The following is a 26,721-nucleotide window of genomic DNA, read 5'->3' on the forward strand; positions in this document are numbered from 1 at the left end:
TTAGTTAAATCGATAATATTGTGAAAACCGGTCCATTTCACCACTCAGTGCAGTGAGCTTAGCCAACGCGATAACATGATTATAAGCTGCCGATTGGCGTTGGGTTTTGACCTTCGCCTGAAATAGTTCAGCATCCACCACATCTAATGAGGTGGCTAAACCTTGGCTAAAAGCCTTGAGACGGATCCGCAGGTTTTCTTGCGCTAGGGCGAGGCTGGATTCCAGACCCTGATATTCTTCTAAGGCTTGTTCGGCTTCGCGGTAGGTTTTTTCAACGAGTAGGCTCAGGTCTCGCTCGGCTTGAGCATGTAAATAATGGATTTGGACAAGGTTGCTATGGGCGGCTTGTACTTTGCCCGAGCGGCCGCTGTTATCGACTAAGGGCACTGATACGCCAAGGCCGACCATCCAGTCAGGCGAGACTTTAGCTGCCAGACTGTCTCCTTCGTAAAGTTGGTAGTTACCAAACATGTAAACCTCTGGCTGGTAAAGACTTTTGGCAATAATCTGCATGTTTTTGGCCTGCTCTGCCTTGCTGTCGAGAATCGCGAGGCCGGGGTAGCTGCTGAGTGTTTTTGACATAAAAGCTGCGAGGGCTGGGATGCGAGGTTCGGTAAATAGCTTGGTGGCCGGCTGGATCGCCGTGTCTTGATGTAATAGCTTACTTAAGGCGAGTTGCGCGATTTGGTAGTTGCGCAGCGCTTTTTTGGTATCAACTTTGGCCTTATCGTAGGATGCATCGGCCTGCAGACGTTCTACCAGCGCGATTTGTCCTTGTTGCTCTAGCTTCATCGCGTTGCGTCGATGTTTGGCGAGACCATCTTCGACTTCTTGGTAGGTTTGGGCGACCTGAGTGGTGAGAACCACGCCAAAATAGACGCGAGCCAAATCTTCAAACTTCGCCTGCTGTCGCATCGCTAAGATTTTAGCGGCTTCGATATGTTGTTCGCGCGCGATATCAATCGCGGCACCGCGTCGGCCGCCCAGGTAAAGCGGCCAAATAGCGCGGATGGAACTGGTGGTGATATTTTGCTCGGTGAAGTTGGTCGTCGTGGGTAACTGAAGTAGCGGTCCAAGAATTTGTGCCAGCACTGGGTCTAGGGCACTTGGGTCGAGCGAGGCCAGAGGTTCTAAGTCTTTGAGATCGAGCGCGATTGGTTTCTCCAAACGGGTATAGCTGCCGCTGAGATCTATTTTGGGGTAATACAGATCGGTCGCTGCATCACGCAAAGCCTCACTGCGCGCCAAATTGGCTTTATCGGCGGCTAAGCTGTCGTTATGTTGCAGTACTTGTTGCCAGGCCTGCTCGAAACTCATGGCCTGTGCTGTGGAGATCAAGATGAATGCGCTTGCGCCAAACCAGCAAGTCGCGGTAATCGCGCAGCGTAAAAAGTACCTCATCAGTATGGTCGATCCCTATCCAATTAGAATATTTACTCTAGCTTAATCCTTAAGGCTGGTTCAAGCCTTTCGTGGTTGCAATGTGCGTCTGGACAAGCCTTAGTGTAAATCCTTTTATAAGCCGATTACTGGGGCAGCGTCGCGTTATTTGCTAAGGATCTTGGCCACTGTTGATCATCATGAGATTGAGCAATAGCAGTTTTGTTTCAATTGACTGGCTCTTTACTCAATTTAGGCTCTGAGAGCCCGCGATAGATGGGAGTAGGAAGCAGGGCTTCAGTGGTGGTTTTGTCATGAAGCTGTGCTATCTGCTTATGTGCTTGTCTGGAAAAATAACAATAGAGATATCGACGCCACCATGACAGCTGATGTTGCAGCAGCTAAGACGAGATGGGGCCATTGTCATGCTGGTGAAGCCTGCGAATAACAGGCTGGCATACCGAGTGGCCTTTGCTTGAGTAGCCGGCTTTTTAAGCTGATTTTTTTATTGTATTAGAGCACCAATTAATTCATAAATATCAAGCTGCTGCTTTAGCCTGCAAGCAATGCGCTGCAGATATCATTTGCTTAGGAGTAACAAAGACGATAAAAATGGAAACCAAGCGATTAATCCTTCGGCAATGGACTTGTGCAGATTATCGAGCGTATGCGCAATTGAATGCAGATCCCAGAGTGATGCGCTATTTTCCGGCAGTCCTTTCAACACCGGAAAGCGACCAACAAGCCAAGCGTATTCAAAATCTTATTTCAGAAAGAGGCTGGGGGTTTTGGGCCCTTGAGTTGAAATCGACGGGCCAATTTATTGGATTTGTTGGACTGCATCAGCAAGATGAAAATAGCGGCATTCCTGATGCGCCATTGATTGAAATTGGCTGGCGTTTATCTTCAGACTGTTGGGGACTCGGCTACGCCCCCGAAGCGGCGGAAAAAGCCTTGGAATTTGCCTTTTTAAAGTTAGCTGTGACTTCGGTGTATGCATTTACGGCAATACAGAATCGAGCCTCTCAGCGGGTGATGTTGAAATTGGGGATGCTAAATACTCAGCAAGATTTTAATCATCCTCAATTATCGGCTGGACATCGATTGGAGCGGCATTGCCTGTATCAAATCACGAAACAACAGTGGCTCGAAAAACAGCCTTTGTCGGTTTTTTCACAAGCAAAAAGCACCGGACTCAGCGCTTCGAAATCTTAGCGAACGATCATTTCCGTATGCTTAGTCTTTGGCTAAACAGGGAATAGCAAGGCAGAGCGGCAATTATGGATAAAGGGAGTTGTGTGGTTCGATTCAACGCAGATTAACTGGCGATATTAGCAACGTGATTCATTGTCAACGCAGATTAACTGCCGATTTACCGTGTTATCAAGAAGATGAATTCTCTCGTCAAAAATGCGACTCGCTTGGCTTGAGTCATGGAGCGCAGCTAATCAAGTAATCAGGAAGTATAAACTGTGAAGCAAATGATGAAATACGACAATAGCTTTGGAAAGTGGCTTTACTCGGACCTTTCATACCGTTTGAGAGGGCCGTCCCTATGCCAGTCTTAGCACTGCTTGCCGCTTGTGGTGCGGGTTTTCTTTGGGGAACGGGGGCATTGGTAGTGAACCTATTGGTGGCGCAGCATGGTTTCACGCCAGAGAATATATCATTTTGGCGTTTTGCGATTGGTTCTGTGGTTTTGCTTGGGATCTTTGGTAAAAACATTCATTGGCGCTTGGTTCAGCCGGTTTTAGGTCGCTTGACGATCGCTGGTATCGCAATGGCTGGTTATGTATTGTGCTGGTTTCTCGGCATCGAGCGGATGGGCGCAGCAGTGCCGACTCTGATCGCACTTTGCCTGCCTCCGGTTTTAGTGACTATGGTTGCGGTTGTTCGAGGCCAGGAAATCATTGACCGTCAACTCTTCAGCGTATTGGTTGCGGCGATTATTGGCACCATATTGATTGTGTTTCAGCATGGCGAGGCGAATACCGCGGCAGGTTTTAAAAATGTGGTCATCGGCATCGCTTTCTCGCTGGTATCGGCTTTTCTTTATGCTGGATTTTCGATGACTAGTGGCCGCTTGTCGAAGGTGTTAGGCGCGGGCCAGTCAACCACCTGCCTCACCGTCATTGCGACACTTGTGATGGCGATCTTTGGACTGTTTCGACCATTAAGCTGGCCAGTTGCGGTCCCACCACAAGCTTGGTTTCTATATTTGGGCGTGGTGACTGCGGCTCTGGCGCTGTTGGCATTTAGTTGGGGGGCTGCCAAACTGAGCCCAACAACCCTTACCGTCGCCACGCTTTTAGAGCCCCTCACCGCGGTAGTGCTCTCGGCTTTCATCCTCGGAGCTCAGATGAGTCACCTGCAACTGCTGGGCGGCGGATTGCTGATGCTCAGTATTTGGGTGCTTGGCAAAAGAGCTAGCCCGGTTGATTCGTAGTGGAAGTTAGCAATTTACGTGGGTACCTTAAAGTGAGCGACGGTCCGCTGCGGGTACACCGTATGACTGTTTATGAAGGCTAAATTAGCTCCGTGGTTGTCCCTTAGCCCATTTGTCTGCGGTGCAGGCAGGATAGAGCCAGAAGGTGTTCGATGAAGGTGTCGCTCAGGGACATTGAACTGGGATCTCGTCAGGTTCACGACAACCTGTCTCCTTATTATATTTCTGATAGGTCCGAATACATGGGATGGCTTCTGAATGAACAGGGCCCGTTTAATCATCGATCTGGCTGGTATTAGTCACTCCCTCCTGATTGATTGTTGTGCTTATTGCGCTCGATCAAGGACGTTTGCGCGGGGCGATTTTGGATGTCTTTGACGAAGAAGCTTTGGCCGCAAAACATCCTTTATGGCTACATCCCAAGGTTTCTGTGACCCCCATATGGCTTCTGAAGCGTCGAATACGGCAATTGTGAAGCAGCTGCTGGAGAATACCCGTCGATTTTCCCAAGGCCTGGCTTTACTGCATCAAATTTAGCCTGTTAAAACACTAATAAATGGGCCCGAGCTCTTCCAGTTGGGTAAGGTAGACCCGAGTATCAAACTCTAGCTGGTGGTAGTTGGGCAGCATATGCTGACAGAGCTGATAGAAGGCTTTGTTATGCTCTTTTTCTTTGAGATGGGCCAGCTCGTGCACCACAATCATCTTTAAAAAAGGTTCCGGAACTTTTTGAAACAGTTTGCTGATGCGAATTTCGTTCTTGCTCTTGAGTTTGCTGCCTTGTATTCGGGAAACATAGCTATGTAGGCCCAGCGCATGTTTTACCACATGAATTTTTGGATCGTAAATCACCTTGCTTAAGGGGGCCGATTTACGAATATAACGATTTTTTAACTCGGTGGCGTAGTCGCGTAGCTCTTTGTCATTATGGATTTGGTGGACCTTGGGGTATTTGTTCAGTAAAAACTCGGCTAATTGTTGCTGGTCGAGTAAGTCCTGGATCCGGTCACTTAATTCGCTGGGGTAGGCACTGAGGTATTTAAGAGTCGACATGGTCGGGCTGTGGCTCCTGTGCAAGGGTTAATTCAATACCCACTCTGCGCTTAAGGCCGGGCGGGGCTGGCGCACTATAACGAATTTGGCGCCAAGGCTTAAGTTTATTTGCGGTTCAGCAGCGTCACGGCCGCCACCACCAGACCGATGCCGAGGATTTGCCCCCAGCTGACCGAGTGTTCTAATAAATAGCAGGCCATCAAGAGGGTAAAGATCGGCCCGACACTGCCAGAGATGGCGGTTTTTTGGGCGCCGATTCGATGGATCGCTTCGCTAAACAGAAAGGAGGGGATCACCGTTGAAAACAGCGCCATACACAGCGCATAGCCATAAACGGACGGAGCATAGTGGTTGAGCTGAGTTGAACTATCTTGCAATGAAAAGTGAACAAAGATAGCTAAACTTGCGGCAATCATCGCAATACAGGTAAAAGCCTGGCTACCGATTTGACTGACTATTGTTTTACTGAAAACCAGATAACAGGCAAAGCTAAAGGCGCTGGCAATCACCAGCCCGGTGCCTAGCAGTAGATCTTGATTGACCATTTGGCCCTTGGTTTCACTCCACATCATCATGGCAACACCTAACCAGCTGAGAGGTAAAGCGAACACCACCAGTCGTTGTGGTTTTTGGCGGTAAATCAGCCAGCTCAGGATGATGGTAAAACTGGGGTAGGCGTAGAGTACCACACGTTCCAAGGGGGCTGAGACATACTGCAATCCACTTAAATCCAAATAGCTGGCAAGGTAGTAACCGCTGATGCCAACTGCTGCTGCCTTTAAGAGGTGGCTGGCGATCGGCTTGTGAGTAAAATGGCCCTGTTGCCACCACCATAAGCCAAGGCCGACATAGAGCGGTAAACTAAAGGCCATGCGCAGGGTCATTAGGCTAGTGGGGTCGATGCCATGTTGGTAGGCGAGTTTTATCCAAATGCCTTTCAGTGAAAATAAGGCGGTTGCGAGTAAGGCAAACAGTAAGCCAAGACTGCTGGGAGCAAGGGGGATGCGCCGTCGTGTGGCAAAGCGAAAGTAGTGGGTAATATTCATGTCTTGGCTGCCTTCTATGGAGAGAGAAAGAGGCTACGAAGGCATGTTCACCGGCTGCGCTTCGCAGCCAGTAACAATTAAATCTTATTGTTCACCGCTGCTTGAGTTCTGTGCCACCACAGATCAAGCCCTTGACACCTCGCATTGGTGCGGAGCGGCTTACTGTTGCTTAAGGTGTGATGGAATAAGTGCATGTTTTGATCCTTGATGGTGGATCTTTAATCTAAGTGGAATGCCCTGTGAATTCAAGGCGGTATTTTGTTAAATCGGGATAAAGCGCTGGTCAAACAGGCGGCGCCGCTCCACTGAGGGCGCTGCGATGCGGCAAAGAAATTAGTTTATCCCTTGTCCGGCTTGGTTTATTTTTGATCTGGCTCTGGCTCTGGCTCTGGCTCTGGCTCTTAACAGGGCGTGTCCGCTAAGGAAAGCCAAGCAGAGTAACAGTGCATAGGCACTTTGCCAACCGAGTTCGAATAACAGCAGAGCACACAGGGCTGCACTAAATAGTGCGAGGTAGCGAGCCACTCCCGGCAGAAGAATACTACCGGCGAGCATACTGAGTAGGTAGACCACAATAAAATTGCCATTGGCGTAGCGGATCAGGTGCTCTAGGGGTAAGTCGAGGAGCCAAGCAGCGATACAACTGAGTCCGCAGGCACCCACGATGCTAAATAAGGCAGTTGTTGGCACCTTGCTCTTAGACAAATGTGCAAATAAGCTTGGCAGTTGCTGTTCGTCGGCCATACTCCATATGAGCCGAGCAAAACCTTGAATGTAGATGTTAATGCTGGCAAAACAAGCCAAGTAACCTACCATCGCCGCCAGCCATTTGGCCTGCGGGCCAAACAATATGGCGACCAAATGGGGCAGGGATTGAGTATTCGCGTATTGGTTGCCAAAGGCTCCGTATTTTAAAACCACCACCGAGGCCGCCCAATAAACAATGCCAGCCAATAGCGCGCCGAGTAATAGCGCGATCGGAAAATCCCGTTCTGGGCGGCGAAACTCTTCGCCCATGTGGGCAAAGGCTTCGATGCCGACAAAACACCAAAACATAACGGTGAGTGCTGGGGCGATACTGGGCACATCAATATGACGGGGAAGCTGTACATCGGTCAGGTGAATATCGGCTTTCCACCATAACATGCCCACCAACGTGATGATGGCAATAGCGATTAAACCCTGTACATTTCCAGATAGTTTTGCGCCTCCTAATCCCAAGAGTAGCATTGCGAAGAGGCTCAATAGTTGGATTGCCAGTGCGCTGAAGGCGCTGAGCTGAAACAGTGATTGCCAAAAACCTGTGGCCATCACTAAGGCTGCTGGCAAACCTACGGGTAGCACCGAAATAAACAGAAAGGCGGTCATCTTTTCTGCCCGGTCACCCAAGGCTTTTCCTACAAAATGGGCCGCACCTCCGGCATGGGGGTGACGCTTGCCGAGTGCGGCAAAGGTAAAGGCAATCGGTAATACCAGTGCCAGCAATATTAACCATGCCACCAAAGCACTTCGCTCGGCGATACTGGCGGCCATGGCTGGTACCACAAAAATTCCGGTTCCTAATAATGAGGTCGCGAGTAAGGCGACACCTTGGCCAATACCCAATTGTTGATTTAAACGGCTCATCCTAGACTCTGTTTGATAACGGTTAGCTAGAGATGATAACGCCGAACCGCAATTTTGCTAGCTGTTAAGTCAACGGAATTGCGCGACAGAGTGTCGGTACTGACCGTGAATTTAACGGTGCGCGTGGTGAGGTTTGATGAGTAGAGTCGATGGCAGAGAATGCGTTGAATTTGAGCAATATCAAGACATTTTTAAGGACGGTGTTCATCCTCTTAGCTTACTGGTATTCTAGCCCAAATACAGTTTAACCGCTGTGATGACTTCCAATAAATGGTAAGACAAAACAATGGCTTAGATTATTTTATAAAACATAGACTTTAATTTTATAGCGAGATAAGCATGTCTGACAGTAAGCCTGATGACCAATATACCAACTCCTTTCAACAGCAACAGGGCTTTGTCTCGTTGGTGGGAGCGGGTCCCGGTGATCCTGAGCTATTGACGGTCAAAGCGGTGAAACGGATCCGCTGCGCCGATGTGATTGTTTATGATCGCTTAGTCTCGCAAGAGATTCTTGATTTGGCCTCACCCACAGCCGAGATGGTGTATGTGGGTAAAAAGTTGGACCATCACTTTGTGCCGCAAGCCGAGATCAACCAAATCTTGGTTGAGCAAGCCACACTGGGTAAACATGTGGTGCGTTTAAAGGGCGGCGACCCGTTTATTTTTGGCCGCGGTGGTGAAGAATTACAAGCTTTGGCCGAGGCGACGATTCGCTACGAGGTGGTACCTGGTATTACGGCTGCGGTAGGCTGCACCGCCTATGCGGGCATTCCACTGACCCATCGAGACCACGCCCAGAGCGTGCAGTTTATTACTGGTCACTTAAAACAGCACGGTGAAGATATAGATTGGCCTTCTTTGGCCCACGCGAATCATACCTTAGTATTTTATATGGGCTTGAAGCAATGTCCGCAGATCCAAGCTAATTTGTTGAGCAATGGCTTAGCGGCTAGTACTGCTTGTGCGATTATTGAACGCGGTGCCACGCCACAGCAACGGGTTTTCACGGGTTGTTTGGCGCAATTGGCTGAGCTGGCGGCGCAGGCCGAAAGTCCTTCGCTGATCGTGGTGGGTAGCGTGACCAAATTACATCAGCAACTGGGATGGTTCAAGCCAGAGCTGAGTGATTGATTTTGCTGGATTAATAAAGCCGAACATCGTCCGGCTTTAGCTTGGATAGCGAATGATTTAATCGGCTTTTTTACGGCGAAAAAGACCTTTTAGCAGCGCCCCTAAACCGACCACGATAATGACTGCAAATTTCTTTAAAAATAACAGTGCGACCACGAAGAAACCAGTTTTAGCTATCACTTTCCCTGCCACTAAAGCGCCTAGGCCGTAGGCCGCCACTTGGTCGATATCGGGATTGAAATCGAGATAGCTAGAGCCTTGATCGAAGTTGGCTAAAGCTAATACCGAATCCAGATTTGCAGAGATGGTTGCCAGCTGATCCATGTTGGCAATAAAGTTTAGTACTAACACACCTTTTCGACCTAAGATCCGAATGTTGTAGTTTAGGGTATGGACTTCTTGGTCGCCAAATTTGAGTTCTTTTGCCCAGTGTAGTTTATGGTGACTAGCATCATAGTAAGGGCTTGCTGCCCAGCCGACTAATTGGATGCTTTCATAGCCTTGTTCGATCCGCTGCTGGTTATCGGCCTTGGTATCGGCTTGCATTTCTTGCAGTAGTTCAACATAGTCGATGTCTTCGGCATCGCTATCTGAAACGTAACCATCTTCCTCGTACTGGATACTGACTGCCCATGAATCTGAATCAAAAGGGGTATACTCTGCGGGGAAAAGCATGCCTAAAACCTGCTGTCCCGGTGGATTACCCCACACTTGTTCCAGTACCGTTTTTGAGTCTTCCGGATTTAAGTAATAAAAAGAATCGGGAACGTTCAAGGTGGCGTTGGCATCGGAAATGACAATTTCACCGGTCTGCCGATCTAAGGACTGCCAGATCCCACGCGCCCACTGTTGGTAGTCTTGATCGTTTGCATCGTTGCTGCTGGCCGTTGCGGATAAACATAACAGCAGGCTGCTGAAGATGATTCGGTAAAACATAACTATCCCTGTTCTCGTATTTGATGTCGGCGGCTATTGTAAATGACTTGCTGCCTATTTTATTGATTCAAATCTCCATCGTTACAAGTAGTTGTAAATGAGCTACTTTTATTTGCTAGTGCCATGGATGGTGTAAGATGAGATGCATCAGGCAATGCGACTCTCATGAGGCTCATTTCATAGACTCAATGCCTAACACATGAGCAAGGGGGCTCGCGAAGCGCTTTGAACGACAAAATAAGGGGCTGGAATATCAAATCATATGTCTACGATGTGTTTTGTGGTGAATTTGCCGCAGGCAATCCTTGTGGCGTGGTGGTGCTCGAGCGCTGGCTGAGTGATGCTGAGTTACTCGACTTAACCAGAGAAATTGCCCAGCCAGTGACATCTTTTGTACTTGTCGAAGACAAAACTTACCACATTCGGTGGTTTTCACTGCTGGGTGAAATAAACCTTTGTGGGCATGGCAGTCTGGGGGCGGGGGCCGAAATCATCAAGCGCTACCAGCGCAAGCAAGTCGACTTTCAAAGTCGTTATGGTCAGCTAAGGGTATCGGAGAACCAAGGTTTTTTTTCAATGACGCTACCTAGTTGGCGGGCAAAACCATATGCCTCAAATATGCTGGGCAATGAATTTTTGCTACCTAAACATCGGGATGTATTTACCACCCGAGATATGGTTCTTGTTTTGGATTCTGAAGCGGCTGTAGCGAGTTTTAAACCCGATTTTGAACAGCTCAAATTAATCGAAGATCAGCATGCCTTTATGGTGACGGCACAATCCAGTGATAATGAGTATGTACTGCGATACTTCGCCCCCAAGATTGGGATCCCCGAAGATCTCGCAACTGGCTCTGCGCATTGTTCTTTGGCGCCCTATTGGTTCGATCAATTAAAGTGTCGAGAGCTATATGCACGCCAGCTTTCCAGCAGTGGTGGACAATTTAAAATCGAAAAAGCGTCGAATCAGGCCATCGTGCTCTCTGCTCAGGCGAAACCACGGATCTAGTTTAGGCGATTGAATGGGGCCTCAAAGGTCTTGTTTTTCCTGTCATGCCACCAACAACCAGCTTAGATCTCGCACCGAACATTTCTGTTAAACAAGTGATTCTGAGGGATTACTGCTTGTCCATTTTAATGACTGGTTTTAAAGGCTTTGGTCAATATCTATCGCCATGTCAACACTTATTGGCAAATGTTAATTAAGATCACGCGTCGAAATAATTTATGCTGTATTTTGTTGCAAATTGATATCCGTCAAAGTCGTATGGTTATTTCGTGTTACTGTGCGCAAACAAAATAGCAACGTTTGATCAACCATAAGTAAAGGAAAAATAAAATGAAAAAGACGTTATGTGCGATTGCTGTTGTTGCCGCATTCAGTTCTAGCAATGTATTGGCTCACGAGAAAGGGGATTTCTTTGTGCGTGCCGGGGTTGCGAGTGTGATACCGAATGACAGTAGTGATGGTATTTTGGGGACTTCGAGCCAGTTGGCGGTTAATTCGGATACTCAATTAGGCCTGAACCTTGATTATATGATGAGTGATAATGTTGGAATAGAGTTGCTCGCCGCAACACCTTTCTCGCATGAGATTTCTACCGATCTGGGGGGGCTTGGAAATATCGGCAAGACCAAACACTTACCGCCAACTTTAATGGCGGAATATTACTTTGGTGATTCGCAATCAGCCTGGCGTCCTTACATCGGTGCGGGGGTGAATTATACGACCTTTTTTGATAGTTCTTTTAATAGCACTGGCACCAATGCCGGTCTCAGTGACTTGAGTCTTGATGATTCTTGGGGACTTGCTGCGAATATCGGGGTGGATTATAAACTCAATGAAAATTGGTTCTTAAATGCCTCGATATGGTATGCCAATATTGAAACCACTGCTCACTACAAAGCGGGCACGGAGAGTAAATCTACAGATGTGAAGATCAACCCGGTTGTGGTGATGCTCTCTGGTGGCTACAAATTTTAATGATGCGCGATTGAAAGAAACGCGAATACATTTTTCTTGCGTAGTGCTTGATTAGCGCGGTATCAAAGGATCAAAGTATTGGCTGTTAAATTTGAGTTTTATGGTCTAGTTTTTTTGACTACGGGCCATAAAGCACAAATTAAGCGAATTGATTGGCGGCTAACTCGATGAGTTAGCGCTTATTTCAAAACTCGTATAATTTAATCTACTGTTCAATATTTAGTTTCAAATTTTAGGGAAATTGCAACACCTTCAACTAAACGCTTGCTGTCATTCCCCAGCTAGAGTCCCGCAGCTTAAAGCCTGTTAGTTTGTTGAATGAACTGGTTTACTGCATGGAGCTCGGCTACTGCGCTTAGCGTGATGCTATATGCCATCATCTATAGTGCGCAGTGACATCAGCCCTTCTTTTCTGAGCATTGCTCTGCTTCTGGATCTTAGCTCTTTCTTGGATAAGTCTCGCTTAAAAAATTCAGATGAAATTTAACTTGCTTCAATCTTAGTAATCCATAGAATGCACATGATAATCATTATCACTCGCTTTTTAGATGCTTTATGAGGTTTTAAATGAAAGGATTGGCGTTTAGCGCAGCTTTAGGGATGTCTTTGTGGTCGATGACGGCTCAAGCAGAAGTTAAAATAATTGAAGATGTATTGGGTCGCTCCGTGCAAGTGGATGTGCCAGCAGAGCGCGTGGTACTAGGATTTTATGCTGAAGACTACATGGCAATTGGTACTGAGAAGGCCTTTGATCATGTGGTTGGGATCTCTAAAGATACTTGGCAAGCCTGGCGCCCCGCGAGTTGGCAGTTGTACACCGACTATCGCCCATCACTAAAAGCCATTCCAGATGTGGGTGAAGTTGAGTCGCAAACCTTCTCCGTTGAAAAAGTTCTGAGCCTAAACCCCAGTGTGTTGTTATTGGCTGACTGGCAGTATAAGGGCCTTGGAATGGATGTAGACGCCATTGAAGACGCCGGTATTCCGATTGTGGTGGTGGATTACAATGCTCAAACCTTGGAGCGTCACTTAAAAAGTACTCAAATTATCGGTGAATTAACTGGCCAAGAAGCACGCGCCGCGAAAATTGCTGATGAGTATCAGACGGTGGTTGAGCATATTCACGACACTATCGCCAAGGCCAAGTTACCAAAACCACGTACTTACGTAGAGTTTGGGAACCAGGGTCCTAGTGAGTATTCTTTCACCTATGGTAAAAATATGTGGGGCGCGATGGTCACCAGCGCGGGTGGCGATAACATTGCCGCGCCATTCATCGAGTGGTGGGGACCAATCAATCCAGAGCAAGTATTAGCCTCCAACCCGCAAGTGATCTTCATTACGGGCACCGAATCGGGCAAAAAATCGGATGCCATGGTGATGGGTCAAGGGATTGCTCAATCGCTGGCGGTAGAGCGTCTTAAAGGTTTCACTCAACGTGCTGGCTGGGAAAGCCTGGACGCTGTCAAGAACAAACGTCTGTTCGGTATTTACCAAGGTGCATCGCGCACCATCCTTGACGGCAGCATGCTGCAATTTATTGCAAAAGCGCAGTACCCAGAGCTTTTCAAAGCACTCGATCCGGCACAAAATTATCTTGATTTTTATCATAAGTATTTGCCTGTAAGTCCTAAAGGCAGCTTTGCCGTACAAATGACTGATTAATGCTAGCATCCAGCCTCATTGCAGATGCGGTCAATCACCAACGTCGCTCGGAAAAGCGGCGTTGGTGGGTTTTGGCCGGCTTACTGCTGTTACTGGCATTTTCCTTTTTGCTGGATATTGCAACCGGACCTTCATTATTGGGCCTGACGGATGTGTTTCGGGCCTTAATGGAGGGGCTTGGTGCGCCTGTTGAGGTGACCACTACCACTAAAGTGATCGTGATGAATCTGCGTTTGCCCATCGCCTTAATGGCGGTTGTGGTTGGTGGATCTCTGGGGGTGGGTGGCGCTGAAATGCAAACCTTACTCAATAATCCGATGGCCAGCCCTTATACCTTGGGGATGGCGGCTGCAGCGGGTTTTGGCGCCGCCTTTATGTTGTATCTTGGCGGCTTGGGTTTACATTCGCAAATTGCGGTGCCGCTGGGTGCCTTCGCCTGTTGCATGTTATCGGCAAGTTTGTTGTTTGGCCTGGCGATGATGCGACATATCACTTCCGGTCAATTAATTCTGGCCGGCATCGCCTTGCTATTTTTGTTTCAGTCGCTGCTTTCCTTGGTGCAATTCATCTCATCGCCGGAATTAAGCCAGCAAATTTTGTTTTGGTTATTTGGTAGTTTAACCAAAGCCAATTGGACCAATTTTCTAATCACCGCCATCGTAACGCTGATTTGTGTCGCGGTGTTGCTGAAAGATGCCTGGCAACTAACAGCGCTTCGCTTAGGGGAAGAACGGGCGAAGAGTCTTGGCGTGAATGTGGCTCGCTTGCGTATTAAGACTCTGATTATAGTGGCCATTATGACCGCAACCGCTACCAGTTTTGTTGGCATTATCGGCTTTATTGGTATTGTGGCGCCTAACATTGCCCGTATGCTGGTGGGTGAAGATCAGCGCTACTTCTTGCCATTATCATTTTTGGTGGGGGCATTTTTGCTGTCCAGCGCCTCAGTGTTGTCGAAAGTGATTGTACCCGGCGCTTTATTCCCCATCGGTATTGTAACCGCGATTATTGGTGTGCCGTTTTTCTTTTGGTTGATTATGAGTAAGAGGCGCTAAGCATGCTGGAAGTCCGTGAATTATCTCTGGCATTTGATGACTTAGTGTTGGCTGATCGTCTTAGCTTTTCGCTGGCTGCCGGAAAGACCCATGTGATTATCGGCCCCAATGGGACCGGTAAAAGTTCCTTGCTAAAAACCTTGTTTGGTGACATTCAGCCACAAGGCGGAGAAGTACTGTTTGAGCATACCCGGTTGACCAAGTCCAACCTGAATCCTTGGCGCCAGCAGTTTGGCTATATGCCGCAGGATATTCGTCTGGATGTGGGTTTGAGTGCCTTAGAGGTGGTGCTGTTGGGAAAAATGAGTGCACTTTCCCTCAAACTAGACGATTCCTTGCTCGAGCAAGCCTTACAGGCTCTGGACGCCATTGGTTTATTGCACTTGGCAAATCGCGATGTGCGAACCTTGAGTGGCGGCCAATGCCAGATGGTTTTGTTCGCTCAGGCTTTGATGCGTCAGCCTAAGATTTTAATGCTGGATGAGCCGGTGAGCGCTTTGGATCTGCATTTTCAGCAAGTGCTACTGAACCATCTCGATCAGCAAACCAAAGCCAAGCACTGGGTTTCACTGATGATCCTGCATGACCTTAATCTGGCGGCGCAGTATGCCGACAACTTATTGGTGTTGAAAGATGGTCACTTGATTGCTCAGGGGGCACCAAAAGATATTTTGTATCCAGAGCTAATTGATAAAGTGTACGGGGTAAAAGTAGACATTCAACTGGACAGTTTAGGGGCGCCGTTTATTCGAACGCGACGGCCCGGTCACGCAGCCGTTCACGGATAAAAACCATCAAATAAAATCGATCGAAGGAAATGAAGATGTCGAGTAAATACCTTGTTTTGGCCCTGTTGGCATGCTTGTCTGTCAGTCCGCTGTCGGCAAAGGAATGGCAGGTTAAAATGTTGAGTTATGGTGACGCCGGTTCGATGGTATTTGAGCCCGCATTTTTGCAGGCGGAAGTTGGCGACAGCGTTACTTTTGTTCCCAGCCAGTCAGGACATTTTGTTAAGTCTTATGTGGTGCCGGAGGGCGCGTCGGGCTGGGCCTCTAAAATGGATCAAGCTTATACCATTACGCTGGAGCAACAGGGATTGTTTTTGTATTACTGCCCACCGCATTTAATGATGGGCATGGTAGGGTTGATTCAGGTTGGTGAGGCGGTGAATAAAGCCACCTTTGAACAAAAATATCCGCGTTTACGTGCTAAAGTGGCACTCAGCCCAGAGCGAGTGGATGCTGTTGTTGCCCAGATCAAATAGTCGATGAAAGCAAATCATTTGCTGGCCGACTGGCAAGGCTTGTCAGCTGCCAGTCGTGTATTGGTGATTAATGGCTTTAGCTTTAATCTTGGCTTCTATATGTTATTGCCGTATCTGGCAGATCATTTACAGCGTTCGCTTGGTTTGTCGCCTTGGTACGTTGGTCTGGTGATTGGCTTGCGGGTATTTAGTCAGCAGGGCATGTTTCTGGTGGGGGGCACTCTCGGCGATTATTTCGGTTACAAGCGCCTAATTCTGGCTGGCTGCGTGGTACGGGTGGCTGGTTTTGCTCTATTAGGCGTCGCCGAAAGCCTTCCCTGGTTGTTACTCGGCGCCTTTTTTACCGGGTTTGCTGGAGCGCTCTTTACCCCATCCAGCAACGCCTATCTGGCTTATGAGGCGCCCGATCTGGCGCGTCGAGACCGGATTTTTGCGCTGCAAAACTGGACCAGTGAAGCGGGCATGTTGTTAGGTCCCTTGCTGGGCATTCTTTTGGTCGCCAAAAATTTTATGTGGGTTGGCTGCTCTGCCGCCGCGATTTTTGCGATTTTGTTTTTGATCCAATGGCGCTACCTACCCAAATTAGCGGCTCAGGCAAATCGTGAGCAGGGAGCCCAGCCTTTTTGGTTGCAGTGGCGGTCGATGTTACAGCATCGGCATTTCATGGGCTTTATTGGCTTTGCCTGCGCCTTTCAGTTGTTGTTTCATCAATTGTATTTGGCACTACCCAATGAGGTGCAAATGCGCGGCCTGAATTCAGATGTGATCACTTGGGTATTTATGACCTCTTCGGCACTGGGTATTGGCTTACAGATGCCCATCAGTCGTTGGGTGGCTCGAAATATTGGTCCGGCCGCGGCGATGGGCATCGGTTTAGCCCTAATGGGCCTGTCCTTTTTGTGGTTTTTAGTCAGTGTATCTTCTTGGCAGGCCGCCAATTTTATCGCTTATGCGGTGATGTTTAGTTTCGGCTCGATGCTGGTTTTACCCCTACTGGGCTCGTATGTGGCCCGTTTTTGCAGCGCAGCTGAGCTGGCCAGCCATTATGGTTTATACGCCTGTATTGGCGGGGTTGTGGCTTTGCTTGGTAACGTTGCAGTGGGTTGGTTGTTAGACGTCGATGCTTTACCGCGCCAGTCGGTTTGGCTCGGGCTTGCGTTGATCGGTTGTTGCTCGGGCTTTGGCCTGTATCGACAGGTTCGTCATTTACCTTAGTGCTAGAGGTGGATTGGTGATTGATTTGGCAGGATCAGCATGGCGAATGACTTGATTGTGGTGTGCTAACCGCCACGACTATAAATGAGCGCTCGTCATTAGCATTCCGAGTGTTGCTTAAGCCGTAGTTGCCTATTGCAAAGAAATGTAAATTTTATATCTATTTAAAGTCAAAGATATAAAAATCATTATTTTAGTTAATTTTATATGGAGTAGAGGGCAAGGATTTAGATAGTTTTTGACGAAATTTTCAGTCATTAACTCTTAGCTTTTTCGACTTTGATGACAAAAACACGACAGAAAGATTAAAGCTTAAGCACTATGGTGGTTTGCTAATCAATTTTGTTCTCATTCACACACCATTCGCTCATTCAAATGACTCAATATCTACTGTAATTACAGGCTTGCAGTGAGTATTTAGTTCCTAATTAAGGCTTAGGCGCATGTTGCGTCGAGCAAGTATTCAGCCATTTTTGCAGTCAGGAGATTTATGCATGACTAAAGTATTTAAATCATTCCGTTTTACTTTGCTCGGTTTAGCGGTGGCGTTTTCCCTTCTTGCTTGTGACACTGAAACAACCAAGGCGAAACCTGCAGCGGCTCCAGCGATGCCTGCGGTTACTGTCGATGCGGTTGTCATCAAAACCCAGCCTATAGAGTTAGCAACCCGTCTTCCGGGTCGCACCAGTGCTTTTCGGGTTGCAGAAGTTCGGCCACAGGTGGAAGGGATTGTTTTGCAACGCTTGTTTGTTGAAGGCAGCACGGTCAAAAAAGGTGATGTGTTATTTCAAATTGACCCTGCAAGCTATGAGGTCGCGTTAGATAGTGCTCAAGCGACGCTTGCTTCAGCGCGAGCGGTACTCGAAAGAGCAGAGCTACAGCTGAATCGTTATCAAGCTTTGATAAAAAAACGAGCGATCAGTCAACAAACTTACGAAGATTCCCAAGCGAGTTATCGTGAGGCGGTGGCATCGATTATGTCAGCTAAAGCGGCGGTTAAATCGGCGCAAATTAATTTAGATTATACCAAGATTAAGGCCCCGATCTCGGGCCGTATTGGCTTGTCGGCTGTGACTGAAGGAGCCTTAGTGACCGCAAATCAAACAACTTATTTGGCGGTGATTAAACAGCTGGATCCTTTGTATGTAGACATTTCTCAGTCTAGCTCTGATTTGATGAAACTACGCAGTAATCATCCTCTGGGCGAAAAAACACTGGGTGCGATTCAGTTGTCGCTGGACGATGGGACACCAGTTGCAGAACCAGCCAGCTTGCAATTTGCGGATGTGAGTGTTGACCAAGAAACAGGCACGGTGAATCTTCGCGCCTTGGTACCTAACCCCGATTTGTTGTTATTACCAGGCATGTATGTTCGGGCCGAAGTCCCCACCGAGACTCGTGCTGAAGCGATTCTGGTGCCGCAGCGGGCGGTTAGCCGGGATGTGACCGGACGCGCTCATGTGATGTTGGTGAATTCAAAAAATGTAGTTGAAGATCAAGTGGTTGATGCAGTTCGAGTGGTGGGAACTCAGTGGTTGATTGATGCTGGCTTAAGTGTGGGCGATCAGGTGATCGTGAATGGCCTACAAAAAGTGAAACCCGGAAGTGCAGTGCAGCTGAATATCTTAGCACTTGATGAAGGACAGTAAACTATGGCTCGTTTTTTTATTGATAGGCCCATTTTTGCATGGGTAATTGCCATTGTTATTATGTTAGCGGGGGTGTTATCGATTACGTCACTACCGGTGGCGCAATATCCGACAATCGCTCCGCCAGCGGTGAGTATTTCTGGGAATTATCCAGGCGCTTCGGCACAAACCGTAGAAGATAGTGTGACGCAAATTGTCGAACAAAACATGAATGGTATTGATAATTTATTGTACATGTCATCGACCAGTGATTCTTCGGGACGCTTCTCTACCACCTTGACCTTTGCGTCAGGCACCGATCCAGATATTGCGCAAGTACAGGTTCAAAATAAGCTTAGTGTGGCGGAGTCTTTACTCCCGACTGCAGTGGTGAATCAAGGGATCTCGGTTGCCAAATCATCCAGTAGCTTTTTGATGGTGATCGGCTTTTATTCCAAAGACGGTAGCATGAACAATATCGACTTGGCGGATTATGTCGTCTCTAAGGTGAAAGATCCTTTGAGTCGAACCGAAGGGGTTGGTGAACTGCAGGTATTTGGTTCTCAACATGCTATGCGTATCTGGCTCGATCCACATAAGCTGAATAAATATAGTTTAACGCCAGTTGATGTGACCAACGCTATTAGCGCGCAAAACACCCAGGTATCGGTGGGTGAATTAGGCGGCGCTCCTTCGGTGCCGGGTCAGCAGCTGAATGTGACCGTGACCGCGCAAGGGCGTTTGTCATCGGTGAAGCAGTTTGAAAACATTCTATTAAAGGTAAATAGCGATGGCTCGCAAATCCGCTTAGAAGACGTTGCGAGAGTGGTGTTGGGAGGGGAAAGCTATGCTTCGGTGGCGCGTTATAATGGCCACTATGCAACTGGCTTGGCGATTACTTTGGCTAGTGGGGCGAATGCCTTGGATACTGCCGAAGCGGTGACAGCAAAAGTTGCTGAGTTGCAGAAATTTTTCCCTGAATCCTTGGAAGTGGTATATCCCTACGACACCACGCCATTTGTCAGAATTTCTATTGAAGAAGTCGTGCAAACGCTCTTTGAAGCCATTGCATTGGTATTCTTGGTGATGTTCTTGTTCCTCCAAAACTTTCGGGCGACCTTGATCCCAACTATTGCGGTTCCTGTTGTATTATTGGGAACTTTTGGAGTGATGGCGGCATTTGGCTTCTCGATCAATACCTTAACCATGTTTGGCTTGGTTCTGGCGATTGGCTTGTTGGTCGATGATGCGATTGTGGTGGTTGAGAACGTGGAACGGGTGATGGCCGAAGAAGGCTTGTCTCCGCGTGATGCCACGCGAAAATCGATGGGACAAATTACTGGTGCACTGGTGGGGATTGCTCTGGTGTTGAGCGCAGTATTTGTACCAATGGCCTTCTTTGGGGGCGCTTCAGGCGCGATTTATCGACAGTTTTCTTTAACGATTGTGTCGGCCATGGTGTTATCGGTGATCGTTGCGATGGTGTTAACCCCGGCGCTATGTGCAGCGTTGTTAAAGCCGGTCAGTGAAGGCGCGCATACCCCTAAACGTGGGCCTTTAGCCTGGTTTAACCAAGGCTTTAATGCCAGTACCCAAAAATATCGAGGGGTAGTGCAACGTGGTGTACATCAAAAAATCCGCTACGGGATCGTTTATATTGCGGTGATTGCTGCCTTGGCTTCGCTGTGGAATAAATTGCCAACGTCATTTCTTCCCGAGGAAGATCAGGGGGTATTGATGGCGATGATTCAACTACCTACTGGTGCCACTCGTGAGCGGACCATGGCAGTATTGGATAAGGTTCGGGGGCACTTTCTCGAGGCTGAAAAGGACGCCGTGGAGTCGGTGTTCTCGGTGGCTGGTTTTAGTTTCGCGGGCAGTGGTCAGAATATGGCGATGACTTTCGTGAAGCTGAAGGATTGGGATCAGCGTACCAATCCAGGGCTATCGGTGAAGGCGATTATAGGTCGAGCTTGGGGGGCTTTATCTCAAGTGAAAGAAGCCTCGATATTTGCCTTTAACTTACCGCCAATCCCTGAATTAGGCACCGCCAGTGGTTTTGATGCTTACCTGATTGATGAAGGTAATTTAGGTCACGAAAAAATGATCCAGGCGCGTAACCAGCTACTGGGGATGGCTGCCAATAATCCGAATTTAAACGCGGTGCGACCAAACGGTATGGAAGATGCTCCTCAATTTCGAATTGAGATTGATTATGAAAAAGCCATGTCAATGGGCGTTGCGGTGAGTGACATCAATAGCTCTTTGCAAACCGCTTGGGGTTCTAATTATGTGAATGATTTCATTGATAATGGGCGGGTTAAAAAAGTATATGTTCAAGCAGATGCGCCATTTCGTATGAACCCAGACGATTTCTTGTTATGGCATGTTCGTAATGCCAACCATGAAATGGTGCCGTTTAGCGCGTTTGCAAGCACTCATTGGAGCTATGGTTCACCACGTTTAGAGCGCTTTAATGGGTCACCAGCTCTTAATATTCAAGGTGCGGCAGCGCCGGGTAAGAGTACTGGTGACGCGATGGATGCGATTGAAGCGATTGTAAGTCAGTTGCCGCAGGGAGTGGGTTTAGCTTGGAATGGCGTGTCTTACCAAGAGAAGCAAAGTGGGGCGAACTCGGCCTTGCTATATTCGATCTCCTTGTTGATCGTATTCCTTTCTTTGGCGGCCTTATATGAAAGTTGGAGTGTACCATTCTCGGTGATAATGGTGGTGCCACTAGGGATTTTTGGGGCAATTATTGCTGCAACTTTCCATCACTTATCCAATGATGTGTATTTCCAAGTTGGGCTATTAACAACAGTGGGATTGTCGGCGAAAAATGCCATTCTGATTGTTGAGTTTGCGAAAGCACAATATGACCAAGGGATGGACCTTATCGCTGCGACCGTAGAAGCTTGTCGGATGCGTTTACGCCCAATTATCATGACTTCTATGGCCTTTATTTTAGGAGTATTACCTTTGGCCTTAAGTTCTGGTGCTGGGGCTGCTAGCCGTAACGCGATTGGTTGGGCGGTTGTTGGTGGTATGATTTCAGCCACGGTACTCTCGATATTTTTTGTCCCAGTGTTCTTTGTTTTGGTGATGCGTCTATTTCGTACCCAGCCAAACACTATTCAGCAAACAGCGGGAATTGAGCAGACTACAGAGGATAATTAATTGAGTAGGCCGGCGCACTTATTGGAATTGATAGTGCTTTAAACTAATTTTGTTCGACATGTTTTCAACACCATCAGCTTGGCTGATGGTGTTTTTTTATGCGAAAACGATAGCCATGGATAAATTTCTCGCGGGTCGTTGATGACGCTCGCCAGCGCGTAGGAGTCGATTTCCCTGTGTTTGATTGTTGAGTACGGTCAAAGAGCCTGCTATAACATTTGCTGGTGCTGATATGATGGAATGATGTTTTTGGATAAATTTGATCAACAGATTGTTGCATTGTTGGTAGATAATGCCCGTATGCCGGTGAGTCAAGTTGCCCGTGAAGTGAGCCTGTCGCGTTCGGCGACCGCTGAACGGATCCATAATTTAGAAAAGCATGGGATCATTAAGGGTTATCATGCAGAGCTTGGGCATGGCGACCAGTCACCGTTGATTGCAGCGCATTTTGAATTACGTTATAACGAACATCATTGTGAAGCCTACGCGGCGTTTATGCGAAAAATTCCTGAAATCAAACGTTGTCAGTCGATCAGTGGCGATGTGGATATGTTGCTCTATGTTGAGGTGGAGTCGATGGCTCGTTTAGAGGCGATTCGTCTGCAGCTGGAGCAGATGGAAAAAATGGTGATGGTTCGCACTCACATGGTATTACGCGAAATGTTTAATCGTTAACTTCATATGGATCAAGTGATTGTGGGCTTTCATCTGGATGAGCAGCAACATTGGATTGCAAAACTCGCCTGTGGCCATAGCCAGCATTTACGGCATCAGCCACCATGGCAAAATCGTGCTTGGGTGTTCGATCATCACGCTCGCTTAAGTCGCCTAGGTCAAACCTTGTACTGTACCAAATGCCTCAAATCGGTTCCTGCCGATTGGATTTAATCATTATTTCAATTTCATCGATCGTTTTCAGTTGTTTCCCCGTTATAAGCATAGGATTAGGCTGCAAGGTAGATTGTTATGCGATTGGCGCAAGGCAGACATCGACGCTATTTACTTTTCATCGTTTTACTGGCTGGCCTATTCGGTTGTGCTCGTGATGATGTGGGTGCTTATGCTGCAAACCACCCACAATTGATACTGAAAGATTTTTTCAATGGTGAGTTAACCGCCCATGGTATTGTAAAAAACCGAGATGGTGAATTAATCCGCTATTTTAATGTTAGCATGCAGGCCCGTTGGGATGAGCAGGGGCAGGGAACACTTGACGAACACTTCGAATTTGATGATGGGGAACGACAACGGCGGATATGGACTTTACAGCCGCAGGAAGATGGTGGTTACCTCGCCAGTGCTAATGATGTGAGTCAACCAGCAAGCATGCGGATCTCCGGCAATGCGTTGTTTATGGAATATGTATTAAGTTTGCAATACCAAGGGAAGCCTTTGGACGTTAATGTGAAGGACAAAATGTATTTGGTGAACCCGCGTACCATCATTAACGAATCGCAAATCAGTAAATTTGGTTTTACGCTTGGCTCTGTGAGCTTGGTGATCCAGAAGCTGCCTTGAGCACAAAAGCTAATTAAATAAAGTAAATACCTTGTTAATTTCTAGTAAACTAGACTAGGTATTATGAATAGCATCATTTAATAAGAGAGAATTGGATGTCGAATGTGTCTAATCTAGCGCCTCTGGCGAGCAGTTTTAGTTTAGATCCTGCCCTGATTACGATTACTAATTTGCGGCTTCGTACCTTTATTGGTTTTAATCAAGAAGAGCTGAGTAAACAACAAGATGTGGTGATTAACGCAGAAATTCGTTATCAGGCTAGCCAAGCCTGTGTCGCGGATAGTGAAGATTTGGCGCTGAACTACAAGCTGATCACCAAAGCGATGATTGCCCATGTGGAGCAGGGGCATTTCAGACTGCTCGAAAAACTATGTGCCGATTTGCTGAATCTGGCGATGAGTGAACCAAGAGTGATTAACGCACGGATTACGGTGGATAAACCGCATGCCTTGCGGTTTGCCGATTCGGTATCGGTGACTCTATCGGGCACTCGTAATGCCGATTAAGGTTAGTGAAATTCACGCGCCAGTTTTGATTACTGGTGCTGGACAGCGACTCGGATTAAGCATTGCTAAAGACTTGTTAGCTCAGGGCTATCCGCTTCTGATTAGCTACCGTAGTGAAACCGCTGGTGTTGCCGAGCTACGTGAACTGGGGGCGGACTGTGTGGCGGCCGATTTTAGCCAAGATGCCGGTATTCAAAGTTTTATTACTTATGTGTTAAACCATTATTCGGTGTTGCGGGCGGTGATCCATAACGCTTCGCAGTGGTTAAAAAATGCAGCTTTAGACGATGAACATGAGTTGATGCGTCAGATGTGGTGTGTGCATGTGACGGCTCCGTATCAGATGAATTTGGCCTTCGAAAGTCTATTAAATCAACAGCATCAAACTGGCGAGACCAGCGATATTATTCATTTAACGGATTATGTGGCAGAAAAAGGCAGTGCCAAACATATCGCCTATGCTGCCAGTAAAGCTGGTCTGGCCAACTTGAGTCTCTCTTTTGCTGCTCGGCTCGCGCCTGCCGTGAAAGTTAATAGCATTGCGCCTTCGTTATTGATGTTTAATCAGCACGATGACGCAGCCTATCGTCGTAAGGCATCGGCCAAATCGCTGATGGCGAAAGAAGGCGGCGCGGATGAAGCGGTCGCCGCGGTGAATTTTATTATGAACAGTCAATATTTAACGGGTCGCTGCATTGCTTTAGACGGCGGTCGTCACCTCGTTTAATGTGAATAGCCCTGCATGGGCTTGACCTATCAAGACAATCTAAAGGAAGTGATTATGAAAGTAGCGTTAGCCGAAAAAAAATTTAGCAAAGACGCTTGCTTGTCACCGGAGGCAATTCAAGTACGCCAAGCCTTGATTGCAAGAGGTATCGAAACCCCCTTGCTAGAAAATCAGTTAAGCAACGAGCAAAAGTACCAAAAAATAAAGGCTTCATTAACTGAGGTGGTGAGTACTCTGGGTTTGGATCTTCGTGATGATAGTTTGGCGGAAACGCCGCATCGGATTGCTAAAATGTTTGTGGATGAAGTGTTCTCAGGCTTGGACTATTCGCGTTTTCCCAAAATTAGCATCATTGAGAATAAAATGGCGGTGGAAGAAATGGTGAAAGTTGCCGACATTTCCTTTACCAGTACCTGTGAACATCATTTTGTGACCATCGATGGTTTGGCGAAAGTGGCGTATATTCCCAAAGATAACATCATTGGTTTGTCGAAAATTAATCGTATTGTTCGTTTCTTTGCCCAGCGTCCGCAGGTGCAGGAGCGTTTAACCCAGCAAATTTTAGTTGCTCTACAAAGCCTATTAGGCACCGAAGATGTGGCGGTTTCGATGGTTGCGACCCATTTTTGCGTGAAGGCGCGAGGGGTGATGGATGCAAGTTCTTCTACCCAAACCTCTGCTTTTGGTGGTCAATTTAAGTCGAGTCAATCCACGCGTAGAGAGTTCTTGGCCTAAGGCCCGGATTTAGTGATTAATTTTACCGCTATTTTTAATTTGACTGATGAAGCAGCCCAAAGCAGGGGGATGTCTAAACAACGCTTCATTTTAAAGCAAAATTCAGCGTTGCTGTTCAAGGCACCTTGGTGAAGGTGTTTTCCCCTATTGCCTATTACAACAGGGGAACATTCAGTTTATTTATTGCCTGAAGTACTGCTTGCAGGTTTCGCGAAACGTTTACTCTTCGCTGCACCACCAGTATGTCGGCGATTTTTCCCAACTGGCTTATTGCCGCGGGCATTTTCACTCGAGCGTTGTCCGTCTTGGTGTTCAGCGCGTGGATTTCTCGGTTTTTTGGGTTTTTTCGGTTTTATTGGGCGACCGTCTAAGCGAGTCGGTGGTAGCACGACACTCGGCTCAAAACCGGCCTCTTCTTTACGCTCCAATAGTGCTCCAGTTAAGCGCTCGATACCACTGAGGTCGGCAATTTCATCGGCACAGACCAATGAGATTGCTTGACCAGTCGCGCCTGCGCGACCCGTTCGACCAATGCGATGCACATAGTCTTCAGATACATTCGGTAAATCAAAGTTGACTACTTGTGGCAGTTGGTCAATATCCAGGCCGCGCGCCGCGATGTCGGTGGCGACTAAGACTCTTACTTCACCACTTTTAAAGTTGGCTAAAGCTTTGGTGCGTGCACCCTGGCTTTTATTACCATGAATTGCCGCTGCACTGATGTTTCGCTGTTCCAGATGTTTGGCTAAGCGATTCGCTCCATGCTTGGTTCGGCTAAATACTAAAACTTGCTGCCAGTCATTTTGTTTGATGAGTTGGGTCAATAGGCCTGACTTCTTGCTTTTATCAACAGGCACGATCCATTGCTCGACCGTTTTGGCTGCCGCATTACGCGGCGTCACAGAAATTTCGACCGGATCTTTTACCAAGCTCTTGGCTAGCGTGCGAATTTCATTGGAGAAAGTCGCTGAAAACATTAAGGTTTGACGCTGTTTGGGCAATAAAGCCAGAATTTTTCGAATGTCATGGATGAAGCCCATGTCCAACATCCGGTCAGCTTCATCAAATACGATGACTTCCAGTTGTTGGAAGCGAAAGGCATTTTGCTGGTATAAATCGAGTAAACGGCCTGGCGTTGCCACTAAGACATCGGCGCCACGACGTAGTTTTTGCATTTGCGGGTTAATTTTAACCCCACCAAATACCACGGTAGAGCTTAAAGGTAAGTTCTTACCGTAAGTGGCGACACTTTCACCAACTTGAGCCGCTAACTCGCGGGTGGGCGTTAATACTAGCGCTCGCACCTGATTGGCTCGGGCTTTTGGCCCCTTGGATAATATTTCTAACAGCGGCAAAGTGAAGCCGGCGGTTTTACCGGTACCGGTTTGCGCGGCTGCCATGATGTCTTTACCTTCTAAAATCACAGGAATAGCTTTGGTTTGAATGGCTGAAGGTGTGTCGTAGCCTTGTTCGGCAACGGCTTCAAGAAGGGGTTTGGATAAACCCAGGGAATCAAAGCTCATAGAAAATTGTCTCTTGTGGTAAGTGGTTAAAACATGGCCGCCGAATTGGCTGGGCGTGCAGCTTACAGCAAGTTCGCCAAGAGCGCCATCCTTGCAGTTACTGA

The 26,721-nt window shown here is 47.6% G+C and carries 25 protein-coding genes and 1 pseudogene; 20 read left to right on the forward strand and 6 right to left on the reverse strand.

Features of this window, described 5'->3' with window-relative positions:
* A complete protein-coding gene (locus ACRRS0_RS00490) occupies positions 1-1,401 on the reverse strand; it encodes a TolC family protein (protein ID WP_432455162.1) in 1,401 nt (466 codons plus the stop codon).
* 591 nt (positions 1,402-1,992) lie between these two features.
* Between ACRRS0_RS00490 and ACRRS0_RS00495 the strand changes: the two genes are divergently transcribed.
* From ACRRS0_RS00495 to ACRRS0_RS00510, 4 genes and pseudogenes are all read left to right on the forward strand, one after another.
* Entirely contained in the window at positions 1,993-2,595 is a 603-nt protein-coding gene (locus tag ACRRS0_RS00495) for a GNAT family N-acetyltransferase (protein WP_432455161.1), read from the forward strand.
* A gap of 340 nt (positions 2,596-2,935) precedes the next feature.
* Complete coding sequence (locus ACRRS0_RS00500; RefSeq protein WP_432455160.1) at positions 2,936-3,826, forward strand: DMT family transporter; 891 nt, start codon at positions 2,936-2,938, stop codon at positions 3,824-3,826.
* 322 nt (positions 3,827-4,148) lie between these two features.
* A pseudogene (locus tag ACRRS0_RS00505) lies at positions 4,149-4,214 on the forward strand (hypothetical protein); the annotation flags it as partial.
* A 20-nt stretch (positions 4,215-4,234) separates the two neighbouring features.
* Positions 4,235-4,363: a hypothetical protein gene (locus ACRRS0_RS00510; RefSeq protein ID WP_432456203.1), complete on the forward strand. Its 129-nt coding sequence runs from the start codon at positions 4,235-4,237 to the stop codon at positions 4,361-4,363.
* A 12-nt stretch (positions 4,364-4,375) separates the two neighbouring features.
* Here ACRRS0_RS00510 and ACRRS0_RS00515 read toward each other — a convergent pair whose 3' ends face one another.
* The 3 genes from ACRRS0_RS00515 to yjeH form a co-directional block, all read right to left on the reverse strand.
* Positions 4,376-4,879: a M48 metallopeptidase family protein gene (locus tag ACRRS0_RS00515; RefSeq protein WP_432455159.1), complete on the reverse strand. Its 504-nt coding sequence runs from the start codon at positions 4,877-4,879 to the stop codon at positions 4,376-4,378.
* A 104-nt stretch (positions 4,880-4,983) separates the two neighbouring features.
* Positions 4,984-5,925 (reverse strand): DMT family transporter, encoded by a 942-nt coding sequence (locus ACRRS0_RS00520; RefSeq protein ID WP_432455158.1) that lies wholly within the window; start codon positions 5,923-5,925, stop codon positions 4,984-4,986.
* A gap of 333 nt (positions 5,926-6,258) precedes the next feature.
* The gene (gene yjeH, locus ACRRS0_RS00525; protein WP_432455157.1) at positions 6,259-7,551 is read right to left on the reverse strand and encodes an L-methionine/branched-chain amino acid transporter; all 1,293 of its coding nucleotides are present in this window, start codon (positions 7,549-7,551) and stop codon (positions 6,259-6,261) included.
* A 339-nt stretch (positions 7,552-7,890) separates the two neighbouring features.
* Between yjeH and cobA the strand changes: the two genes are divergently transcribed.
* On the forward strand, positions 7,891-8,685 hold the full coding sequence (gene cobA / locus ACRRS0_RS00530; protein ID WP_432455156.1) for a uroporphyrinogen-III C-methyltransferase: 795 nt from the start codon (positions 7,891-7,893) through the stop codon (positions 8,683-8,685).
* A gap of 57 nt (positions 8,686-8,742) precedes the next feature.
* Here cobA and ACRRS0_RS00535 read toward each other — a convergent pair whose 3' ends face one another.
* On the reverse strand, positions 8,743-9,621 hold the full coding sequence (locus ACRRS0_RS00535) for a DUF2167 domain-containing protein (RefSeq protein WP_432455155.1): 879 nt from the start codon (positions 9,619-9,621) through the stop codon (positions 8,743-8,745).
* 225 nt (positions 9,622-9,846) lie between these two features.
* On the opposite strand from ACRRS0_RS00535, the gene ACRRS0_RS00540 reads away from it, so the two are divergent.
* The 15 genes from ACRRS0_RS00540 to folE all read left to right on the forward strand — a co-directional run bounded on the left by ACRRS0_RS00540 (position 9,847) and on the right by folE (position 25,094).
* Entirely contained in the window at positions 9,847-10,629 is a 783-nt protein-coding gene (locus ACRRS0_RS00540; RefSeq protein WP_432455154.1) for a PhzF family phenazine biosynthesis protein, read from the forward strand.
* A gap of 330 nt (positions 10,630-10,959) precedes the next feature.
* Complete coding sequence (gene ompW / locus ACRRS0_RS00545; protein ID WP_432455153.1) at positions 10,960-11,604, forward strand: outer membrane protein OmpW; 645 nt, start codon at positions 10,960-10,962, stop codon at positions 11,602-11,604.
* A gap of 567 nt (positions 11,605-12,171) precedes the next feature.
* Entirely contained in the window at positions 12,172-13,269 is a 1,098-nt protein-coding gene (locus ACRRS0_RS00550) for an ABC transporter substrate-binding protein (RefSeq protein WP_432455152.1), read from the forward strand.
* The gene (locus ACRRS0_RS00555; protein ID WP_432455151.1) at positions 13,269-14,324 is read left to right on the forward strand and encodes a FecCD family ABC transporter permease; all 1,056 of its coding nucleotides are present in this window, start codon (positions 13,269-13,271) and stop codon (positions 14,322-14,324) included. Before ACRRS0_RS00550 ends, ACRRS0_RS00555 begins: the two co-directional genes overlap by 1 nt.
* A gap of 2 nt (positions 14,325-14,326) precedes the next feature.
* A complete protein-coding gene (locus ACRRS0_RS00560; protein WP_432455150.1) occupies positions 14,327-15,112 on the forward strand; it encodes an ABC transporter ATP-binding protein in 786 nt (261 codons plus the stop codon).
* A 35-nt stretch (positions 15,113-15,147) separates the two neighbouring features.
* The gene (locus ACRRS0_RS00565; protein WP_432455149.1) at positions 15,148-15,588 is read left to right on the forward strand and encodes a pseudoazurin; all 441 of its coding nucleotides are present in this window, start codon (positions 15,148-15,150) and stop codon (positions 15,586-15,588) included.
* A gap of 3 nt (positions 15,589-15,591) precedes the next feature.
* On the forward strand, positions 15,592-16,803 hold the full coding sequence (locus ACRRS0_RS00570) for an MFS transporter (RefSeq protein ID WP_432455148.1): 1,212 nt from the start codon (positions 15,592-15,594) through the stop codon (positions 16,801-16,803).
* Positions 16,804-17,297: 494 nt separating this feature from the next.
* Positions 17,298-18,452 carry an efflux RND transporter periplasmic adaptor subunit gene (locus ACRRS0_RS00575; protein ID WP_432455147.1) on the forward strand — a complete coding sequence of 385 codons (1,155 nt, stop codon included), beginning with the start codon at positions 17,298-17,300 and terminating at the stop codon, positions 18,450-18,452.
* Positions 18,453-18,455: 3 nt separating this feature from the next.
* Positions 18,456-21,608, forward strand: a complete 3,153-nt coding sequence (locus ACRRS0_RS00580; protein ID WP_432455146.1) for an efflux RND transporter permease subunit — start codon at positions 18,456-18,458, stop codon at positions 21,606-21,608.
* Positions 21,609-21,851: 243 nt separating this feature from the next.
* Positions 21,852-22,283 (forward strand): Lrp/AsnC family transcriptional regulator, encoded by a 432-nt coding sequence (locus tag ACRRS0_RS00585; RefSeq protein ID WP_439022896.1) that lies wholly within the window; start codon positions 21,852-21,854, stop codon positions 22,281-22,283.
* A gap of 6 nt (positions 22,284-22,289) precedes the next feature.
* Positions 22,290-22,496 (forward strand): DUF3565 domain-containing protein, encoded by a 207-nt coding sequence (locus ACRRS0_RS00590; RefSeq protein ID WP_432455144.1) that lies wholly within the window; start codon positions 22,290-22,292, stop codon positions 22,494-22,496.
* Between the two features lie 78 nt (positions 22,497-22,574).
* Positions 22,575-23,126: a DUF3833 domain-containing protein gene (locus ACRRS0_RS00595; protein WP_432455143.1), complete on the forward strand. Its 552-nt coding sequence runs from the start codon at positions 22,575-22,577 to the stop codon at positions 23,124-23,126.
* Between the two features lie 95 nt (positions 23,127-23,221).
* Positions 23,222-23,632, forward strand: a complete 411-nt coding sequence (folX, locus tag ACRRS0_RS00600) for a dihydroneopterin triphosphate 2'-epimerase (protein ID WP_432455142.1) — start codon at positions 23,222-23,224, stop codon at positions 23,630-23,632.
* A complete protein-coding gene (gene folM / locus ACRRS0_RS00605; protein WP_432455141.1) occupies positions 23,622-24,359 on the forward strand; it encodes a dihydromonapterin reductase in 738 nt (245 codons plus the stop codon). Before folX ends, folM begins: the two co-directional genes overlap by 11 nt.
* Positions 24,360-24,413: 54 nt before the next feature.
* Entirely contained in the window at positions 24,414-25,094 is a 681-nt protein-coding gene (gene folE, locus ACRRS0_RS00610; protein WP_432455140.1) for a GTP cyclohydrolase I FolE, read from the forward strand.
* Positions 25,095-25,270: 176 nt separating this feature from the next.
* Here folE and ACRRS0_RS00615 read toward each other — a convergent pair whose 3' ends face one another.
* Entirely contained in the window at positions 25,271-26,617 is a 1,347-nt protein-coding gene (locus ACRRS0_RS00615; RefSeq protein ID WP_432455139.1) for a DEAD/DEAH box helicase, read from the reverse strand.
* Positions 26,618-26,721: the final 104 nt, after the last annotated feature.

It is taken from the genome of Agarivorans sp. QJM3NY_29 (assembly GCF_050870835.2).
Lineage (GTDB): Bacteria > Pseudomonadota > Gammaproteobacteria > Enterobacterales > Celerinatantimonadaceae > Agarivorans.

Coding starts and splice junctions, on each gene's coding strand:
- ACRRS0_RS00595 (WP_432455143.1), top strand. CDS start 22,575: ATGCGATTGGCGCAAGGCAGACATCGACGCTATTTACTTTTCATCGTT.
- folX (WP_432455142.1), top strand. CDS start 23,222: ATGTCGAATGTGTCTAATCTAGCGCCTCTGGCGAGCAGTTTTAGTTTA.
- ACRRS0_RS00495 (WP_432455161.1), top strand. CDS start 1,993: ATGGAAACCAAGCGATTAATCCTTCGGCAATGGACTTGTGCAGATTAT.
- ACRRS0_RS00560 (WP_432455150.1), top strand. CDS start 14,327: ATGCTGGAAGTCCGTGAATTATCTCTGGCATTTGATGACTTAGTGTTG.
- ACRRS0_RS00515 (WP_432455159.1), bottom strand. CDS start 4,879: ATGTCGACTCTTAAATACCTCAGTGCCTACCCCAGCGAATTAAGTGAC.
- ACRRS0_RS00500 (WP_432455160.1), top strand. CDS start 2,936: ATGCCAGTCTTAGCACTGCTTGCCGCTTGTGGTGCGGGTTTTCTTTGG.
- ACRRS0_RS00585 (WP_439022896.1), top strand. CDS start 21,852: ATGTTTTTGGATAAATTTGATCAACAGATTGTTGCATTGTTGGTAGAT.
- ACRRS0_RS00565 (WP_432455149.1), top strand. CDS start 15,148: ATGTCGAGTAAATACCTTGTTTTGGCCCTGTTGGCATGCTTGTCTGTC.
- ACRRS0_RS00520 (WP_432455158.1), bottom strand. CDS start 5,925: ATGAATATTACCCACTACTTTCGCTTTGCCACACGACGGCGCATCCCC.
- ACRRS0_RS00570 (WP_432455148.1), top strand. CDS start 15,592: ATGAAAGCAAATCATTTGCTGGCCGACTGGCAAGGCTTGTCAGCTGCC.
- ACRRS0_RS00490 (WP_432455162.1), bottom strand. CDS start 1,401: ATGAGGTACTTTTTACGCTGCGCGATTACCGCGACTTGCTGGTTTGGC.
- ACRRS0_RS00590 (WP_432455144.1), top strand. CDS start 22,290: ATGGATCAAGTGATTGTGGGCTTTCATCTGGATGAGCAGCAACATTGG.
- yjeH (WP_432455157.1), bottom strand. CDS start 7,551: ATGAGCCGTTTAAATCAACAATTGGGTATTGGCCAAGGTGTCGCCTTA.
- folE (WP_432455140.1), top strand. CDS start 24,414: ATGAAAGTAGCGTTAGCCGAAAAAAAATTTAGCAAAGACGCTTGCTTG.
- ACRRS0_RS00575 (WP_432455147.1), top strand. CDS start 17,298: ATGACTAAAGTATTTAAATCATTCCGTTTTACTTTGCTCGGTTTAGCG.
- ACRRS0_RS00580 (WP_432455146.1), top strand. CDS start 18,456: ATGGCTCGTTTTTTTATTGATAGGCCCATTTTTGCATGGGTAATTGCC.
- cobA (WP_432455156.1), top strand. CDS start 7,891: ATGTCTGACAGTAAGCCTGATGACCAATATACCAACTCCTTTCAACAG.
- ACRRS0_RS00615 (WP_432455139.1), bottom strand. CDS start 26,617: ATGAGCTTTGATTCCCTGGGTTTATCCAAACCCCTTCTTGAAGCCGTT.
- ompW (WP_432455153.1), top strand. CDS start 10,960: ATGAAAAAGACGTTATGTGCGATTGCTGTTGTTGCCGCATTCAGTTCT.
- folM (WP_432455141.1), top strand. CDS start 23,622: ATGCCGATTAAGGTTAGTGAAATTCACGCGCCAGTTTTGATTACTGGT.
- ACRRS0_RS00535 (WP_432455155.1), bottom strand. CDS start 9,621: ATGTTTTACCGAATCATCTTCAGCAGCCTGCTGTTATGTTTATCCGCA.
- ACRRS0_RS00510 (WP_432456203.1), top strand. CDS start 4,235: ATGGCTACATCCCAAGGTTTCTGTGACCCCCATATGGCTTCTGAAGCG.
- ACRRS0_RS00555 (WP_432455151.1), top strand. CDS start 13,269: ATGCTAGCATCCAGCCTCATTGCAGATGCGGTCAATCACCAACGTCGC.
- ACRRS0_RS00550 (WP_432455152.1), top strand. CDS start 12,172: ATGAAAGGATTGGCGTTTAGCGCAGCTTTAGGGATGTCTTTGTGGTCG.